Genomic DNA, 17,473 nt, shown 5'->3' with positions numbered 1-17,473 from the left:
ATTAAAGATTAAAGATTAAAGAACAAATAATGTTGATTTTCTTACAGAAAATCTTAAAATTCAATTTGCTGAGTGAATCATGCGTTTTAAGAACCAAGGATGGCTCTAATTTCAGTTTAACTAATAGAGTTAAAAAAGGATTTGAAAAATCCAGAGCCGATAGGCTGCCCCTTAAAACCCAAAGATTAAAGTCTGTTCTTTAATCTTTCCTGCTTTAGATATATGGCTCTTTTATTAAATAGTGTTGATAAAGTAACAAATTCCCGTTAGGGACAAGTCAATTAAAACTGACTTCAGCATTCCTCATATTTATATATGTATTTTGAATATTAATTTTACTTATTTCTTCTATAAATTTATTTATCGCAGATAAAATATTATTAAAATTAACGTTCTTTAAGAATTTGAATAAGCTCAAATAATTATTTAAATATTTCGTTGCTACTCCTCTAAAACGGTACATCCATTCCATGCAGTCACATCTATATTTTACTGCTTCAGAGCTATTATCAAGATATTTATTGATCTCCCTTATTTTCTTTCTTTTAAAGAACATGGCAAAAAAGCTTTTCGGTCTTGAGACTGCCTGCTTATTTTTATTTAATATTTTTCCAATATAATTTTCCATATCCATTGCATTCATACGTTCTGTGCCAACTGCTCTGGAATAAATATTTTTATGTGAATCCAGTGCTGTAATAACGCAGACTTTATTATTGCTGATATTAATGTAACTTACGCTTTGATCATGAACTCTCTTTTCATCATGTTCAATGCCTTTCTGTCCCTTCCGGGAGAATTTTAAGAAAAAATTTTCAAGTTCAAACTTTCCCTGCATTTTATTTTGTTTAACCATTTTTAAAGCAGAGAGCAGCTTGTGCCTCCAGTAAAATAGTGTTACATAAGAAACGCCAATTTCCCGGGCTGCCGCCTTAAGGGATAAGCCCTCAATGGTACACTTAATGAATGCCTCCCACTTTTCAGGGAAATGAGTCCTTGCAATTGGCGTGTTTGTAAAATCATTAAGGGTTTTTTTGCAGCTTTTGCATATATATCTTTGTTTATCATTGTATTTTCCGTATAGCACTGTATGGGTGCAGCCACAGTATGGGCATTTTCTTTCAGAATCATGTCTTAATGAAGCAAAATAAGATAATATATTTATATCAGTACATTTTTTATTCTCCATGGTAATCCAATCCTTTCAGTAATATGTAGGTATCTTAATTATTACCATTAAAGGATTGTCCTATTCACATCAACATTATTATTTAAAAGAGCCATAGGTGTCTATAGAAAGTAAATATCTAAACACCACAATATATTACATGTAAATTCATTAGTGCGACAGCCCCTTTTTGTGTTTCCCTAAATTGCTTGATTTGATTAAAAAAAGCAAATTATTACTTCCAACTTTAACCAAGTCACAGGTACCTTACAAGTAAAATCATTTTATGTTAAAATTAATATTGCTTAAATGATTTGCTGGTTTATTTGGAAATAAGAGGTGTAAAAAGTTTGGAAAAGTTCACATTAAAAAATGGAATAAAAATAATATATGAGCATAGAGATTCACAGCTGACATCTTTCACTATAGGATTTAATGCAGGTGCAGTGGAAGAGCATGGATTTAAAATAGGAACTGCTCATGCAGTTGAACATATGGTATCAAAGGGCACTAAGACCAGAACAGAAAATGACATAAATAAAGCCTGTCACAAAATTTTTGGATTTGAAAACGCTATGACAAATTATTCATATGCTGTATATTTTGGAACTTGTTTGTATAAAGATTTTGAAAAAGCATTAGATTTATTTTCAGATATGCTGATAAATCCCATATTTCCTGAAAAAGGATTTAGGGAGGAAATGAATATAATCCTTGAAGAGTTAAAGGAATGGAAGGACGACCCATTACAGCATTGTGAAGATATGGCATACTTTAATGGCTTTACAAAAAGAAGAATTAAGAATTTAATAATAGGAACTGAAGAAAGTATAAAATCTATTAAATTAGATGATGTTGCAAGTTTCTATAGGAAATTTTATTCCCCTGATAATTGTATAATAGGAGTTGTTTCTTCTCTGACATTTAATGAAGTTGTAAAAGCAGCAGACTGCTATTTTGGATCATGGCAGAACATCTTTAAAGAAATTAATAAAGTTGTATATGAAAAAAATATTGCAGGTATATTTACTGAAAAAAATAAAGGAGCTAATGGAGCTAAAATAGTATATACTTTTGATATTCATGATTTAGATGAAAAAGAAATAAAAGCATTAAATCTATTTAATAACTATTTTGGGCAGGGAACAAACAGCATATTATATGATGAGATAAGAACTAAAAATGGCCTTGCATATGATGTTTACAGCAAAGTTAACAGCGACAGGGGAATAGATATGTTTAATATATATTTAGGAACTTCAAAGGAAAATGTAAATAAATCTATTAATATAATAAATGAAACCATTGAGACCATTAAAAGTTCCGCATATACATTTAATAATGGAATTATTTCAGATTTATATAAGAATATGCAGCTTAGAATGGCATTAAGACTGGAAAATGGAGTTCAGTTAAGCAAGGATTTAGTTTGCAATGAATTAATGTATGGAAATGCTGAAAATGTATATACACAGGTAAAAAATAATGATGATATAGATTGGGAACAAATATGGAAGGTAATTAACAAGGTGCTTAATGAACCAACAGTGCAGATAGTTACTCCATAAAATTGGACAGGAGGCAGGACAGTGGAGAAATGGCTGTTAAGAAATAGGAAAATCGATTTTGAAAGAATGTATGAAAAATATAATATAAATCCAATGCTTTGCAAAATAATAGCAAACAGGGATATAAAAGATGATGAAATGATAAAGAGTTACTTAGAGCCAACTTTTGATAAGCTTCATAATGCTGATGATATGAAGGATATGACTAAAGTTAAGGCAATTTTAAAAGAAAAAATAAAATCAGGGAAAAAAATCAGGATTTCTTCAGATTTTGATGTAGATGGAATAATAAGCGTATTTGTGTTATTAACTGGTTTAAAAAAGCTAGGGGCTCATGTGGATTATGAAATACCAGATAGAATAAATGATGGATATGGCATTAACAGAAGAATAATAAAAGAAGCTTATGATGATGGAGTTGATACAATATTAACCTGTGATAATGGAATTGCAGCTATTGATGAGGTAGACTACGCTAATGAGCTTGGCATAAATATTATAATAACAGATCACCATGATATCCCTTATATTGAAGATGAAAATGGCAATAAAAAAACTGTAATGCCTAAGGCATATGCTATATTAAATCCAAAGCAGAAGGACTGCCATTATAAATTTAAAAAGCTGTGTGGTGCAGGGGTAGCCTATAAATTAATAGAATCATTATATGAAGAATTTAATATTGATAAGAAATACTGCTATGAATTAATGGAATTTGTAGCTATTGCAACAGTATGCGATGTAGTGGATTTAACTGATGAAAACAGAGTTTTTGTTAAAAATGGTCTTGAAATGATCAATAAAACAACAAATATAGGATTAAAGAGTTTAATTGAAGCTTCAGGTCTTTCAGGTAAAAAAATAACTGCATATCATCTGGGTTTCGTCATAGGACCATGTTTGAATGCCACAGGCAGACTTGAAACCGCTAAAATGGGATTAAAATTGTTAATGGAAAAGGATTTAAAAACTGCACAAAAAATGGCAGTGAAAATAGTTGAATTAAATAATAGCAGAAAAGCCATGACTTTAGAAGGAACAGAAAGAGCAGTAAGTATAATAGAAAATTCAGGCATAAAAAATGACAAAGTCCTTGTAGTATATTTAGAAAATATCCATGAAAGTTTAGCAGGAATAATAGCTGGCAGGATAAAAGAACGATATAATAAACCCACAATTGTTTTAACTAATGCAAAGGACATTGTTAAGGGCTCAGCAAGGAGTATAGAAGGCTATAACATTTTTGAGGAGTTATCAAAGTGTAAAAAACTGTTTTTAAGATTTGGAGGGCATCCAATGGCAGCAGGAGTAACACTATTACCTGAAAATGTGGATATTCTGAGGAAACAATTGAATTCTAACTGTTGTCTTACATCAGATGATTTATTAAAAAAAATAATAATAGATATGTCACTGCCTATTGAAAAAGTGGATTTCAATCTCATTGAAAGCTTACAGATACTAGAACCCTTTGGAACTGGGAACAATAAGCCTGTGTTTGCAATTAAAAATGTGAGAATAAGAAAAGCTATTATTTTAGGACAGGAAAATAATGTGTTAAAATTAAAGCTTAATTTAAAAAATACTCCTAGAACCATGGATGGCATATGGTTTAATGGAGTGGAAACTTTTGAGGAATTAATTAAGACTAAATATGACGAAGAATGTCTAAATGGATTATATGATGGATCTTCTCAGGCAGCTGTGGATTTGATTTTTTATCCAAGTATAAATGAATGGAATGGAAATAAAACAATTCAAATTATAATTAATAGTATGAGATAAATTGCAGAAAATGTCAAACGAAAATTTAATACTTTCCTAAAATAAAGCAGGAAATGCCTGCTCATTATAGAATATCTAAATTAAATATATTTGGAGGAAGGCTATGAAATGATTGATTTTTATGAAACATTACCCTTTGGCTTTGTGCTGTTAAAAGGGAAGAATTTTGTAATAAATTATATAAACAGCAAAGCCTTATGTTATATTAATGATAATAATTTATATTCCAGTGTAGAATGCCTTAATTTTCCCGAAAGTTTAATGAATAAAATAAGATATTGCCATAATAATAAAAAAAGTGTACGCATAAACAGCATACTGTATAATAATTCTTTTTATGCTATGGTAATAAACTCAGTGGATGATGATATACAATTATACATTTATGACATTACCAATGAATATAATTTTGCTGAAAAAATAAAGGGCGAAAGAGAGAAATTTTTAAGTATATCTACAGAATTAAAGACAAAATGCGACATAATTGAAATTTTAAGAAATAGAGAGAAAGAACATTTAATGCATCTCAAAGATGTTATGAATAATATTTCCGAGGGAATAATTGTATTAGATTCTAATGGAAAGATAAGTCTATGCAATCAGTCTGTAAATAAAATACTGGATATTAAGCTTATAGATTTAATTGATATCAGGAATCTAACAAGAAAATATATAATTACAAATGAGGACAACCAAATAAGTGTAAGAAGGCTGTACAATTATTTCTTTAAGGATAATTTACCAGTTAGAAATATGGTTTTAAAATTTATATCAAGGCACAGCAGCATGATAAAATACATAGAAATAAACAGTAATCCAATATACAACAATGATAAATTAACATACACTATATATACATTAAAGGATGTAACTGAAAATAAAATGCATCAGATTAATTCTGAAGAACAGTCGGGATTTATTAAAAATGTGGTAAATACCCTTGACATACCACTGGTTGTAATAGATTATCCTGATATGAAATTTAAACTCATAAATAAAAAGTATGATGAATTATTTAACCGCTATCCATATCAATTTAAAATAGATGATATTTTAGGCAATGGACTTAGAGAAATTCTGCCCGGCTGCGAAAATAATTACCTGTATAATATAGTTAAGTCTGTTGGACATGATAAAAAAAGTATTACTTACTCTCCTTGCTTAATTAAAGACAGCAATGGAAATAAAAGATATTATAAGCTTAGTTTTATACCATATGTGTATAATGAAGACAAGGTTAGGATTCATATTCATGGATCAGATATAACAGAAGAAATAAATCATAATATGGAACTTGAAAAATTAAATAAAATGAAAGATGAATTTTTTACTGTAATTTCTCATGAATTAAGGACTCCACTTACAATTATTTATTCTTCACTTCAGCTGGCATATGATATATATAATGATGAAATAACTGAAAATATTAATAAAACCCTTGGGAGAATAAGTCAGAATTGCAGCAGACTTTTAAAGCTGATTAATAATATACTTGATATATCTAAGGCTGAGGCAGGATTCTTAAGCTTAAACAACACAGAATTTGATATAGTTAATCATAGTGAAAGTATTGTTAATTCTGCAAATCTTTATGCTGAAAATAAAAATATAAGTCTTATATTTGATACTAATGAAGAAGAATGCAGTGTATTACTGGATAAGGATAAATATGAAAAAATTCTTTTAAATCTTTTATCCAATGCAATAAAATTTACCCCTGAAGGTAAGGAAATATTAGTAACACTTAATATAAAAAAGGAATATTTTTATTTGATTGTTAAAGATCAGGGAGTAGGAATTCCTAAGGACAAAATTGACTTTATCTTTGACAGATTTGCTCAGGTAAACAGTTCACTATCAAGAAGGGCTGAAGGAACTGGACTTGGACTTGCTCTTGTTAAAAAAATTGTTCATCTTATGGGTGGAAATATTGAGGTACACAGTGAACCTCAGAAAGGCTCAGAATTCATTGTGAAATTTAAAAAAGAAGCTTCTACTTTTGAAAGTATAAATTCCCATGTTATTATAAATGAAGATATGAATGATAAATTAAACATAGAATTCTCTGATATCAATTAAAGAGGGGGCTGTTGCACTAAAATAATTGGTGCGGCAGCTTTTTTACATAAAAATAAATCTTCCACTCGAAAGAGTGAAAGATTTATAGTAAAATTAACATATGAGAAAATACATTAATTCACACAAAAATTATACTTTATATCGTGGAAATTATCAATTAAAACTTCCATTAAATATTGAGTACATGATTCCCAATAATGATTCAGTGCGTTTGCTAAGTCAATTTGTAGAGGAGATGGATTTAACAGATTTATATTCGACTTATTCCCGAATAAGGGAAAATCAGGCTACGCCACGTCAGATGCTGAAGATTGTACTTTACTCCTATATGAATCATAATTATTCATCAAGAGCAATGGAGCTATCCTGCAAAAGAGATGTAAATTTCATGTACCTTTTAGAAGGCTCACCAGCACCAGATCATTCTACTTTTGCAAGATTTCGTAGTATTCATTTTGCCCCGTGCTCAGAAACAATAATGGCTGAAATGTCAAATTTTCTTTATGAGATTGGAGAAATATCAGGAGATACTATATTTATTGATGGTACAAAGATAGAGGCATGTGCTAACAAGTATACTTTCGTCTGGAAAAAAGCAGTTTCAAAAAACCTGGAGAGATTACTTTCTAAATTAGCTGATTTTGTAGCCGAATGTGAGAAATTGTATGGAATAAAGCTTGTATACGAAAACAAAGTAAAAATGAAACATGTAAAAAAGCTACGCAAAAAGCTTTACGCCTTGAAAAAGGAAGAAAATATTGAATTTGTACATGGATGTGGTAAAAGGAAAACTCCTATTCAACGTTCTATTGAAAAACTTGAGGAATACCTTAGAAAGTTAAAAGAATATACACAGAAAATCCATACCTGCGGTAAACGTAATAGCTATTCCAAGACAGATAAAGATGCAACCTTTATGAGGATGAAAGAGGATGCTATGAAAAATGGTCAGTTAAAACCAGGTTACAATGTTCAGAATGGAGTAGATTCCCAATATATAGTATGGGTTACTGTTTGCGATAAGCCTGGGGACACAACAACATTGATTCCATTTATAAAAAGCATGGAGAATTCCTTGTACTTTAAGTATTTTAAAATTGATGCGGATTCAGGTTACGAGAGTGAAGAAAATTATCTTTATATCAAAGAAAATGGACAGCTATCATATATTAAACCAGCAAATTATGAAATATCAAAAACAAGAAAATATAAACATGATATAAGCAGAATAGAAAACATGGATTATACTGAATTGGGCGATTATTATACTTGCAAAAATAATAAGAAACTAACAGTAAATAAAATAGTAAAAAGGAAAAGTAAGACTGGCTATATAAGTGAAAAAACAATCTATACTTGTGAGGACTGCAGTAACTGTGTTTACAAGAGTAAATGCATAAGAGGACATAACTGTAAAACGCCATTAGAAGAAAGGGTTAAAAATCTTGAGACTTCAAAACTATTCAACATGCTTCGCAAAGAGGATCTTGAAAGAATTATAAGTGATGATGGTTGCGAGTTGAGAATGAATCGAAGTATTCAAGCCGAAGGCTCTTTTGGAGAGATAAAACAGGATATGGGATTTCGTAGATATCTATGCAAAGGTAAAAAGAATGTTTTGGCAGAAAGTATTTTGTTAGCAATGGCACATAATATAAATAAGCTACATAATAAAATTCAGTTAGATAGAACTGAAACACATCTTTTTCCACTTAAAAAAGGTGCATAATTATCAAACTTTAAAATTTTAAAAACTCTGCAAATCAAAAAAAGCCTTAATATGAAAGGCTTATTAAAGTGCGTCTTTTTTTAATTATCAAGCTCATTGGGGACTAAAATATCATTAAATTTTCTATAAAACACAAAAAAAATGCTGCCGCGTTAGCATATTTTTTTATGCTAATGCGACAGCCCCCTGATTTTTAAAATCTAGCAATATAAACTATTTTGAAGTTATTTGTCTTTCATACTGCTCAACCATTTTCTTAACCATTTCGCCACCAACTGAACCATTTTCTCTTGAAGTAAGGTCTCCATTGTAACCATCAGTTAATGGAACGTTTAATGATCTAGCTGTCTCCATTTTAAATTGATCTAAACCTTTCTTTGCATCTGGTACTAATTTTCTATTACTTCTGTTTGCCATATTTCTTACCTCCTTTTGGTTTTGTGTTATTATCTTAACCACTATTGAGATATATATAATAGTGGATTGAAGGTATATGAGTAACTTTGTACATGCTTTAGCAATATGGACATGTTTTTCAAAAAATTTCAAGATTTATTCTTTGTTCTTTAATCTTTCCTGCTTTAGGTATATGGCTCTTTTATTCAATAGTGTTGATTAAGATTGTCCTATTCACATCAACATTATTATTTAAAAGAGCCATAGAGCTTAAATCAGTTAAGAGCTAAGAGTTAAAAGTTAAGAGTTAATGATATTTTTCAGCAAAGCTGAAAAATTAAATTAAAAGTTTTGCCTGTGGCAAAACATCATTAACTTAAAACTTTAAACTTAAAACTTTCAACTGAAGAATTGACTTAAAACTTTTAACTCTAAATTTTCAACTGAAGAAACTGTTTGTCAACTATAAAATAAAGAGGTAAAATTAAATCATATAGATTTCAAAGTAAATCAGTTAAGAGCTTAAATCAGTTAAGAGTTAAGAGTTAAAAGTTAAAAGTAAATGATATTTTTCAGTAAAGCTGAAAAATTAAATTAAAAGTTTTGCCCGTGGCAAAACCACATTAACTTAAAACTTAAAACTCTAAACTTTCAACTGAAGAATTGACTTTCAACTGAAGAATTGACTTTCAACTGAAGAAAGGGTGTTTTTTCTTGAAAAAAATAATTCTCACTGGCGGAGGTTCAGCTGGACATGTTACTCCAAATTTAGCATTAGTTCCAGAACTAAAAGGATTAGGATATGATATACAATACATAGGAACCTCAGATGGCATAGAAAGAAAAATAATTGAAAACGAAAATATAAAATATCATATAATCAGCAGCGGAAAACTGAGAAGGTACTTTGATTTAAAAAATTTTACAGATCCATTTAAGGTGCTAAAGGGAATATGGCAGGCAAAGAAAATTATAAAAAAAGAAAAACCTTCCATTGTGTTTTCAAAAGGGGGATTTGTATCAGTACCTGTGGTTATAGGAGCATATTTAAATAAGGTGCCCGTAATAGCACATGAATCAGATATTACTCCAGGGCTTGCAAATAAAATATGTATACCATACTGTACAAAGGTTTGTGTAACATTTCCTGAATCCATTAATCATATTGGCGGAGGCAAAGCTGTTTTAACAGGTACACCAATACGAAAAGAAATAAAACAGGGAAGCAGATTATTAGGACTTAAAATATGCGGATTTGAGAATAATAAACCTGTACTCCTTATAATAGGAGGAAGCCTGGGGTCAAAATTCATTAATGAAACCATAAGAGAGCAGCTTGAAATACTATTAAAAGATTATAATATAATACATATATGCGGAAAAGGGAATATAGATAATAAATTATTAAATGTAAAGGGATATAAGCAGTTTGAATTTGTTTCAGAGGAACTTCCTCATATTATGAATGCTGCAGATGTAGTTATTTCAAGAGCTGGTGCAAATGTAATATTTGAGCTATTGTATTTAAATAAACCAAACTTGTTAATTCCTCTATCCAGAAAATCCAGCAGGGGGGATCAGATATTAAATGCAAGATCTTTTGAAAAAAGCGGATACAGCATGGTTATTGAGGAAGAGCATATAAATGGGAAAATATTAGTTGAAATGCTTAACAAACTTTATAAGGATAAGGAAGATTACATTAAAAATATGAAAAACAGCAAAATAGGCAGTGGAGTTGAAAATATCATAAAAATTATTCAGCAGTATTCTTTAAATTGAAAATAAATATCTATATGGACTAGTTGTTAACTTTTAGCTGCAACTGTTGAAATAAATTCCATTATATAGTATAATTATTTTATTAAATAAGAATGATTATCATTAAGTAAATAGGGAGGAGATTTAATATGAAAAAAGTAACGATTATATACTGGAGTAACGGTGGAAATGTTGAAGTGCTGGCTGACAGCATAAAAAAAGGAGCAGAGGAAGCTGGAGCTAATGTAACAATTAAGCTTGTATCAGAAGCAAAAACTGAAGATGTTATTAACTCTGATGCAGTTGCCTTTGGAAGTCCTTCAATGGATAATAACAAAATAGAGCAGGAAGAAATGAAACCATTTATAGATAAATTTAAACTGCTTCCTATTAATAATAAACCTGTAGTACTTTTCGGATCCTTTGGCTGGGATAATGGTGAGTTTGCAAAGAAATGGGAAAAGGTAATGACTGAGTATGAATTTAAGGTTATAGATAAACTCATAGTTAAAGAAAGCCCAAGTAATGAAGAAATTCAAAAGGCAAAAGAACTCGGAAAGAAACTTGCAGAAATATAAATTAAATTTTAACAAAGATTTATAGGGAATTTAATAGTTTATAATTAACACTGCTAAAAGCTGCATTTTAGTAGTGTTAATTTTTAAGTAATAATGAAGAAAATTATTAGAAAATTGTGTAATAACTATTAATTTTAAGAAGGAGATTCTGCCCATAAAACTAAGAAATATCATGCAGTAGAAAGATATCTGCTATTAATCGTAAATAACTTGAAATTGAAAATAAAATCTTATTTTGCAAAAATCTTTTTTTAGTGTATAGTTAAGTAGTATGATAAAAAGTTTACAAGCATATAAGATAACTTTTTACTCATAAAGCGGTAAAGGTTATTATGCATGCTTTGTGTATAAAAAGTTATAATATTACAAATCTAATTAAATTATAGAAGAAAGAAGGTATTTTCATGGTAAAAATGAAAACTATGGATGGAAATACAGCTGCAGCTTACGTTTCTTATGCATTTACTGATGTAGCAGCAATCTATCCTATAACTCCATCTTCACCTATGGCAGAGCATGTAGATGAGTGGGTAGCTCAGGGAAAGAAAAATCTTTTTGGGCAGCAGGTTAAGGTAATGGAAATGCAGTCAGAAGCAGGTGCTGCTGGTGCAGTTCACGGCTCATTACAGGCTGGAGCATTAACTACTACATATACAGCATCACAAGGTTTATTATTAATGATACCTAACATGTATAAAATTGCTGGAGAATTATTACCTGGAGTTTTCCATGTTAGTGCAAGAGCATTAGCAACAAATTCATTAAATATATTTGGAGATCATCAGGACGTTATGGCTGCAAGACAGACAGGCTGTGCTTTATTTGCAGAAAGCAGTGTTCAGGAAGTTATGGACTTATCAGCTGTAGCACATTTATCAGCTATAAAGGGAAAAGTTCCATTTATAAACTTCTTTGATGGTTTCAGAACATCCCATGAAATACAAAAAGTTGAAGTTATTGACTATGCTGATTTAGCTAAATTAGTTGATATGGATGCTGTAAATAAATTCAGAAGATCAGCATTAAATCCAGATCATCCAGTAACAAGAGGTACTGCTCAAAACCCAGATATCTATTTCCAGGAAAGAGAAGTATCAAACAAATACTATAATGAACTTCCTGATATAGTTGAAGGATATTTAGGAGAAATCTCAAAAATAACTGGAAGAGAATATCACCTATTCAATTACTATGGAGCAGAAGATGCTGACAGAATAATAATTGCAATGGGTTCAGTTTGTGATTTAGCTGAAGAAACTATTGATTATTTAAATTCAAAGGGAGAAAAAGTTGGTTTATTAAAAGTTCATTTATATAGACCATTCTCATTAGAGCATTTCTTCAAATATATACCAAAGACAGTTAAGAAAATAGCTGTACTTGATAGAACAAAGGAACCAGGAAGCATTGGAGAACCATTATACTTAGATGTTAAAAATGCATTCTACGGAAAAGAGTTCCAGCCAGTAATAGTAGGCGGAAGATATGGACTAGGTTCAAAAGATACTATTCCAACACACATTGTTGCAGTATTTGATAACTTAGCTAAAGAAAATCCAAAGAATGGATTTACAATTGGAATAGTTGATGATGTTACAAATACATCACTTGAAGTTAGAAAAGAAGATCTTGACACTACACCAGAAGGAACAAAAGCATGTAAGTTCTGGGGCCTTGGATCAGATGGTACTGTTGGAGCAAACAAGAGTGCTATTAAAATCATTGGAGACCATACAGACATGTATGCTCAGGGATATTTCGCATATGATTCAAAGAAATCAGGCGGAATAACTGTTTCTCATTTAAGGTTTGGTAAGAAGCCAATAAAATCCCCATATTTAATAAATAAGGCTGATTTCGTTGCCTGCCATAATCAATCATATGTATATAAATACAATGTATTAGAAGGATTAAAGAAGAATGGTAAATTCTTATTAAATACAATCTGGTCACCAGAAGAAGTAGAAGAAAAATTACCAGCTTCATATAAGAGATATATTGCTGAAAATGATATTGAATTTTACACATTAAACGCTGTTAAAATAGCTCAGGGAATTGGTCTTGGCGGAAGAATCAACATGATAATGCAATCTGCATTCTTCAAGATTTCTAACGTTATTCCAGTAGAAGATGCTATAAAATATCTAAAAGAAGCAGTTGTAACATCATATGGCAAAAAAGGACAAAAAGTTGTTGATATGAACAATGCTGCTATAGATAAAGGTGTTGAATCAATAGTTAAAATACAAGTTCCAGCATCATGGAAGAATGCTAAAGATGAAGCATCTAATGCTAAAGAAGTTCCAGCATTCATTAAAAACGTACTTGAACCAATGAACAGACAAGATGGAGACAAGCTTCCGGTAAGTGCATTCGTTGGAATGGAAGATGGTACATTCCCAGCAGGAACAGCTGCTTATGAAAAAAGAGGAATTGCTATAAACGTTCCAGAATGGCAGACAGATAAGTGCATACAATGTAACCAGTGTTCATATGTATGTCCTCATGCTGTAATAAGACCTATATTAACTACTGATGAAGAAGTTAAAAACGCACCAGCTGAATTAAAGCATAGACCTGCAATGGGAGCTAAGGGATTAAACTTTACAATAGCTATAAGCCCGCTTGATTGTACAGGATGCGGTAACTGTGCTCAGGTTTGTCCTGCAAAAGAAAAAGCATTAATTATGAAACCTATAGATTCACAGATGAATCAGACTGAAGTTTGGGATTATGCTATGAATGTATCACCAAAAGCTAACCCAATGAAGAAGAATTCCGTAAAGGGAAGCCAGTTTGAACAGCCTCTTCTTGAGTTCTCAGGTGCTTGTGCAGGCTGTGGAGAAACTCCATATGCTAAACTTACAACTCAATTATTTGGCGACAGAATGATGGTAGCTAATGCAACAGGATGTTCATCAATCTGGGGCGGAAGTGCACCTTCAATGCCTTATACAGTAAACCATCGTGGACATGGTCCATCTTGGGCTAACTCATTATTCGAAGACAACGCAGAGTTTGGTCTTGGAATGTACTTAGGAGTTAAGCAGACAAGAGACAGATTAGCTATAGCAGCTAAAGAAGCTATTGAAAGCGGAGTAAGCGCTGAACTTAAAGCTGCTCTTGAAGACTGGATAGAAAATATTGAAAACGGAGACGGAACAAGAGACAGAGCTGATAAGTTAATAGCATTACTTGAAAAAGAAAAAAACAATGCAAAAGTTGCTGCAATATTAAATGATAAAGACTACCTTGTTAAAAGATCTCACTGGATATTCGGTGGAGACGGCTGGGCTTATGATATTGGATACGGCGGCTTAGATCACGTTCTTGCTAGTGGAGAAGATGTAAATGTATTGGTATTCGATACAGAAGTTTACTCAAATACTGGTGGACAATCTTCAAAATCAACACCTACAGCTGCAATAGCTAAATTCGCAGCTTCAGGTAAGAGAACAAAGAAGAAGGATCTTGGAATGATGGCTATGAGCTATGGCTATGTTTATGTAGCACAAATAGCTATGGGTGCTGATAAGAACCAGACATTAAAAGCTATAGCTGAGGCTGAAGCATACAAGGGACCATCACTTATCATAGCTTATGCTCCATGTATTAATCATGGTTTAAAAGCTGGTATGGGATGCAGCCAGTTAGAAGAGAAGAAAGCTGTTGATTGCGGATACTGGGCAATGTACAGATTCAACCCTGCTCTTAAAGAAGCTGGAAAGAACCCATTCTCATTAGATTCTAAAGAGCCAACAACAAGCTTCAGAGAATTCTTAATGGGCGAAGTAAGATATGCTTCATTATCAAAATCATTTCCAGAAGCAGCAGATGCTTTATATGAGAAGACAGAAAAAGATGCAATGGAAAGATTAGCAAACTACAAAAAGCTTGCAGAGATATAAATAAAAAGGAAGAGTGAAAACTCTTCCTTTTTATTTATATAAAGATTAAAGATTAAAGAACAAAGAACAAATAAGGATGATTTTCTGCTAGGGCAGAAAATCTTATAATAGGGTTTTGCTAATGCAAAACTTAAATATCAATGAATAAATGTAATAGAGTACATGGTTTTTGGACCTAAAGAAAGAGCTGAAAGCTCGCAAACCGGAGGTTGCCAAAATTTCGAAGAACCCGAAAACTAAAGAATAAATGGGTTGCCGTAGGCATTGAAATTTGCCTTTCCAGAAGCAAATGTTGGTAATTGCATTGTACATTAAATTAGAAATCTTTTAAATTTCGTAGCATCCAAAAATACAAGAGCATTTTAACAGACTTAAAATTATTGTATAAAGCTTCGGTAGAAGATGTAGTCATTATACTTAAATCATATATCGTATAAAAACAAAAAACTATAGATTACCAACAACCCTATTAAAAATGAACACTTGAAACTAAAGATTAATATGACTTTTCTTTATTTATTTTTGAAAAAACGTATTGAATCTCCAAATAATGTTCCTATATAAGCAATTATTATATATACAGGAACCCAAACTAAAAAAGAGGAATTAAATATAGTAAAAGTTAAAATAATATATACTATAAAAATAAAACTTAAAATAAATATTCGCTTTTTTATAAATAAAGATAATATGGCAGATATAATCAGTGTTATAACAGGCAATGTTACTAAAACTACCAGCATAGAGTTAAAAAATCCGTCATATATATATTTCAATTATTTTCACTCCAATCATTTCTTGTATAATAATATATTACCATATATTTGAAATGTAATAAATAGATAAAGAACAAACCTTGAAACTAAAGATTAAAGAATAAATGGGACGCAAATAAATTGCCGGAGGCATTGATACCTGCTTTATCAAAGGCAAATATTCAAAATTGTATTTTACATTAAATTGTAAGCCATTTAAAGTTCGGAGCATCCTAAAATACAGAAGCACTTTAACAGACTTAAAATTATTCTATAAAGCTTCGGTAGAAGCTGCAGCCACTATATTTAAACCATATATCAGTTTAAAAACAAAAAACTATTTATTACCGACAATCTTATTAAATTAGTAGATTTTCTGCCCAAGCAGAAAATCCTCAATATTTGTTCTTTAATCTTTAATCTTTATTCTTTAAAAAAGTTAAAAAAGTCTTTTTAACTTTTTTTAAACTTTCTCTTTTATTATTTGCAATTTAAGGGTACAATGATAACATGACAATTAAAGGAGGTGAACTTTGGCTTAATTGGATGAGCCAAGGAAATAATATGGATAATGAAAAATTACATGACTGCGGCTGTGGACATGATCACGATGAACATGAATGTGGATGCGGACATGATCATGATGAACATGAAAACTGCGGCTGTGGCTGTGACTGCGGCGAAGGTGATGCTCTAACTGTTGAATTAGAAGATGAAAATGGTAACCTAGTTCAATGTGAGGTCGTTGACGGATTTGAATATAAAGACAGTGAATACGCTTTAGTTCAGCACCCAAATGGAGAGGTATATCTCTTTAAGGTAGTAGGCGAAGGCGATGCAGGAGAATTGGTAGTTCCTGATGATGCTGAGTTTGAAGAAGTATCAAAGCACTACGAATCACTATTAGAAAGTGAAGAATAACATTAAAAAGCCGCTGCTAACGCATCGGCTTTTTTCCATATAGAAAGATTTTTCAGCAAAGCTAGAAAAATTAAATTATAGTTTTGCCCAAAAGGCAAAACAACATTAATTCAAAACTTAAAACTTTTAACTCAAAACTGGAGAAGACTGGAGAAGACTGGAGAAGGTGAAGATATGGAGAAACTTGCAATATTTGATGTGGACTATACTATTACCAAAAGAGAGACACTAATGGAGTTCTATACTTTTATGGTCAAAAAGGATATAAAGTTAATAAGATATCTGCCTAAAAGCGCTTTTGCAGGTATTTTGTATTTTTTAAAAATTTACGATGCAGGAAAAGCAAAGCAGAAATTTATTTCATTTATAGATGGTATTAAAGAAGATGATATGAAGTCAATAGTTAAAGAATTTTATGAAAAAAGATTAAGTAAGATTTTTTATAAGGATGCCATTGACACAATGAAAAAGCTTAAAGGTGAAGGATATAAAATATATCTTATTTCAGCATCTGCTGAGTTTTATTTAAGCGAGCTTTACAATATAAAAGAAGTTGATAAAGTAATAGGCACCAGATTCAAAATCACCAATGGCATTCATGGCTCTGTTATGGAAGGTGAGAATTGCAAAGGTGAAGAAAAGGTAAAAAGACTTAATCAGGTACTTAAAAAAGAAAATATAGAAGTGAATTTTAAGGACTCCTATATGTTTTCAGATTCTATGTCTGATCTGCCTTTATTCAAATTAGTAGGCCATCCTTATTTAATAAATTCAAAAAAGAAGTATAATAATGTGGAAGTTTTAAAATGGAGATAAAGGAAAGTG

The 17,473-nt window shown here is 30.9% G+C and carries 11 protein-coding genes; 9 read left to right on the top strand and 2 right to left on the bottom strand.

Features of this window, described 5'->3' with window-relative positions:
• Window positions 1-277: 277 nt before the first annotated feature.
• Entirely contained in the window at window positions 278-1,189 is a 912-nt protein-coding gene (locus EQM05_RS10035) for a transposase (RefSeq protein WP_128749914.1), read from the bottom strand.
• Window positions 1,190-1,494: 305 nt separating this feature from the next.
• Here EQM05_RS10035 and EQM05_RS10030 point away from each other — a divergent pair, with 305 nt between their 5' ends.
• The 4 genes from EQM05_RS10030 (at window position 1,495) to EQM05_RS10015 (ending at window position 8,329) form a co-directional block, all read left to right on the top strand.
• Window positions 1,495-2,736, top strand: a complete 1,242-nt coding sequence (locus EQM05_RS10030) for a pitrilysin family protein (RefSeq protein WP_243108041.1) — start codon at window positions 1,495-1,497, stop codon at window positions 2,734-2,736.
• A 66-nt stretch (window positions 2,737-2,802) separates the two neighbouring features.
• The gene (gene recJ / locus EQM05_RS10025) at window positions 2,803-4,521 is read left to right on the top strand and encodes a single-stranded-DNA-specific exonuclease RecJ (protein ID WP_128751093.1); all 1,719 of its coding nucleotides are present in this window, start codon (window positions 2,803-2,805) and stop codon (window positions 4,519-4,521) included.
• A 90-nt stretch (window positions 4,522-4,611) separates the two neighbouring features.
• Window positions 4,612-6,600 (top strand): PAS domain-containing sensor histidine kinase, encoded by a 1,989-nt coding sequence (locus EQM05_RS10020; RefSeq protein WP_243108040.1) that lies wholly within the window; start codon window positions 4,612-4,614, stop codon window positions 6,598-6,600.
• Window positions 6,601-6,700: 100 nt separating this feature from the next.
• Window positions 6,701-8,329, top strand: coding sequence for an IS1182 family transposase (locus tag EQM05_RS10015; RefSeq protein ID WP_128749912.1), 1,629 nt, complete (start codon window positions 6,701-6,703; stop codon window positions 8,327-8,329).
• Window positions 8,330-8,542: 213 nt separating this feature from the next.
• On the opposite strand, the gene EQM05_RS10010 is transcribed toward EQM05_RS10015, so the two are convergent.
• Complete coding sequence (locus EQM05_RS10010; protein WP_128749911.1) at window positions 8,543-8,746, bottom strand: alpha/beta-type small acid-soluble spore protein; 204 nt, start codon at window positions 8,744-8,746, stop codon at window positions 8,543-8,545.
• A 693-nt stretch (window positions 8,747-9,439) separates the two neighbouring features.
• On the opposite strand from EQM05_RS10010, the gene EQM05_RS10005 reads away from it, so the two are divergent.
• From EQM05_RS10005 to EQM05_RS09980, 5 genes are all read left to right on the top strand, one after another.
• Complete coding sequence (locus tag EQM05_RS10005) at window positions 9,440-10,507, top strand: undecaprenyldiphospho-muramoylpentapeptide beta-N-acetylglucosaminyltransferase (RefSeq protein WP_128749910.1); 1,068 nt, start codon at window positions 9,440-9,442, stop codon at window positions 10,505-10,507.
• Window positions 10,508-10,635: 128 nt separating this feature from the next.
• Window positions 10,636-11,064, top strand: coding sequence for a flavodoxin (locus tag EQM05_RS10000; protein WP_128749909.1), 429 nt, complete (start codon window positions 10,636-10,638; stop codon window positions 11,062-11,064).
• Between the two features lie 404 nt (window positions 11,065-11,468).
• Window positions 11,469-14,972, top strand: a complete 3,504-nt coding sequence (gene nifJ, locus EQM05_RS09995; RefSeq protein WP_128749908.1) for a pyruvate:ferredoxin (flavodoxin) oxidoreductase — start codon at window positions 11,469-11,471, stop codon at window positions 14,970-14,972.
• 1,319 nt (window positions 14,973-16,291) lie between these two features.
• On the top strand, window positions 16,292-16,648 hold the full coding sequence (locus tag EQM05_RS09985; protein ID WP_128751091.1) for a DUF1292 domain-containing protein: 357 nt from the start codon (window positions 16,292-16,294) through the stop codon (window positions 16,646-16,648).
• Window positions 16,649-16,822: 174 nt separating this feature from the next.
• Complete coding sequence (locus EQM05_RS09980; protein WP_128749906.1) at window positions 16,823-17,464, top strand: HAD-IB family hydrolase; 642 nt, start codon at window positions 16,823-16,825, stop codon at window positions 17,462-17,464.
• Window positions 17,465-17,473: the final 9 nt, after the last annotated feature.

The sequence above is a fragment of the Clostridium sp. JN-9 genome (genome assembly GCF_004103695.1).
Taxonomy (GTDB): Bacteria; Bacillota; Clostridia; order Clostridiales; family Clostridiaceae; genus JN-9.
This window is presented reverse-complemented; position numbering and strand designations above follow the sequence as displayed.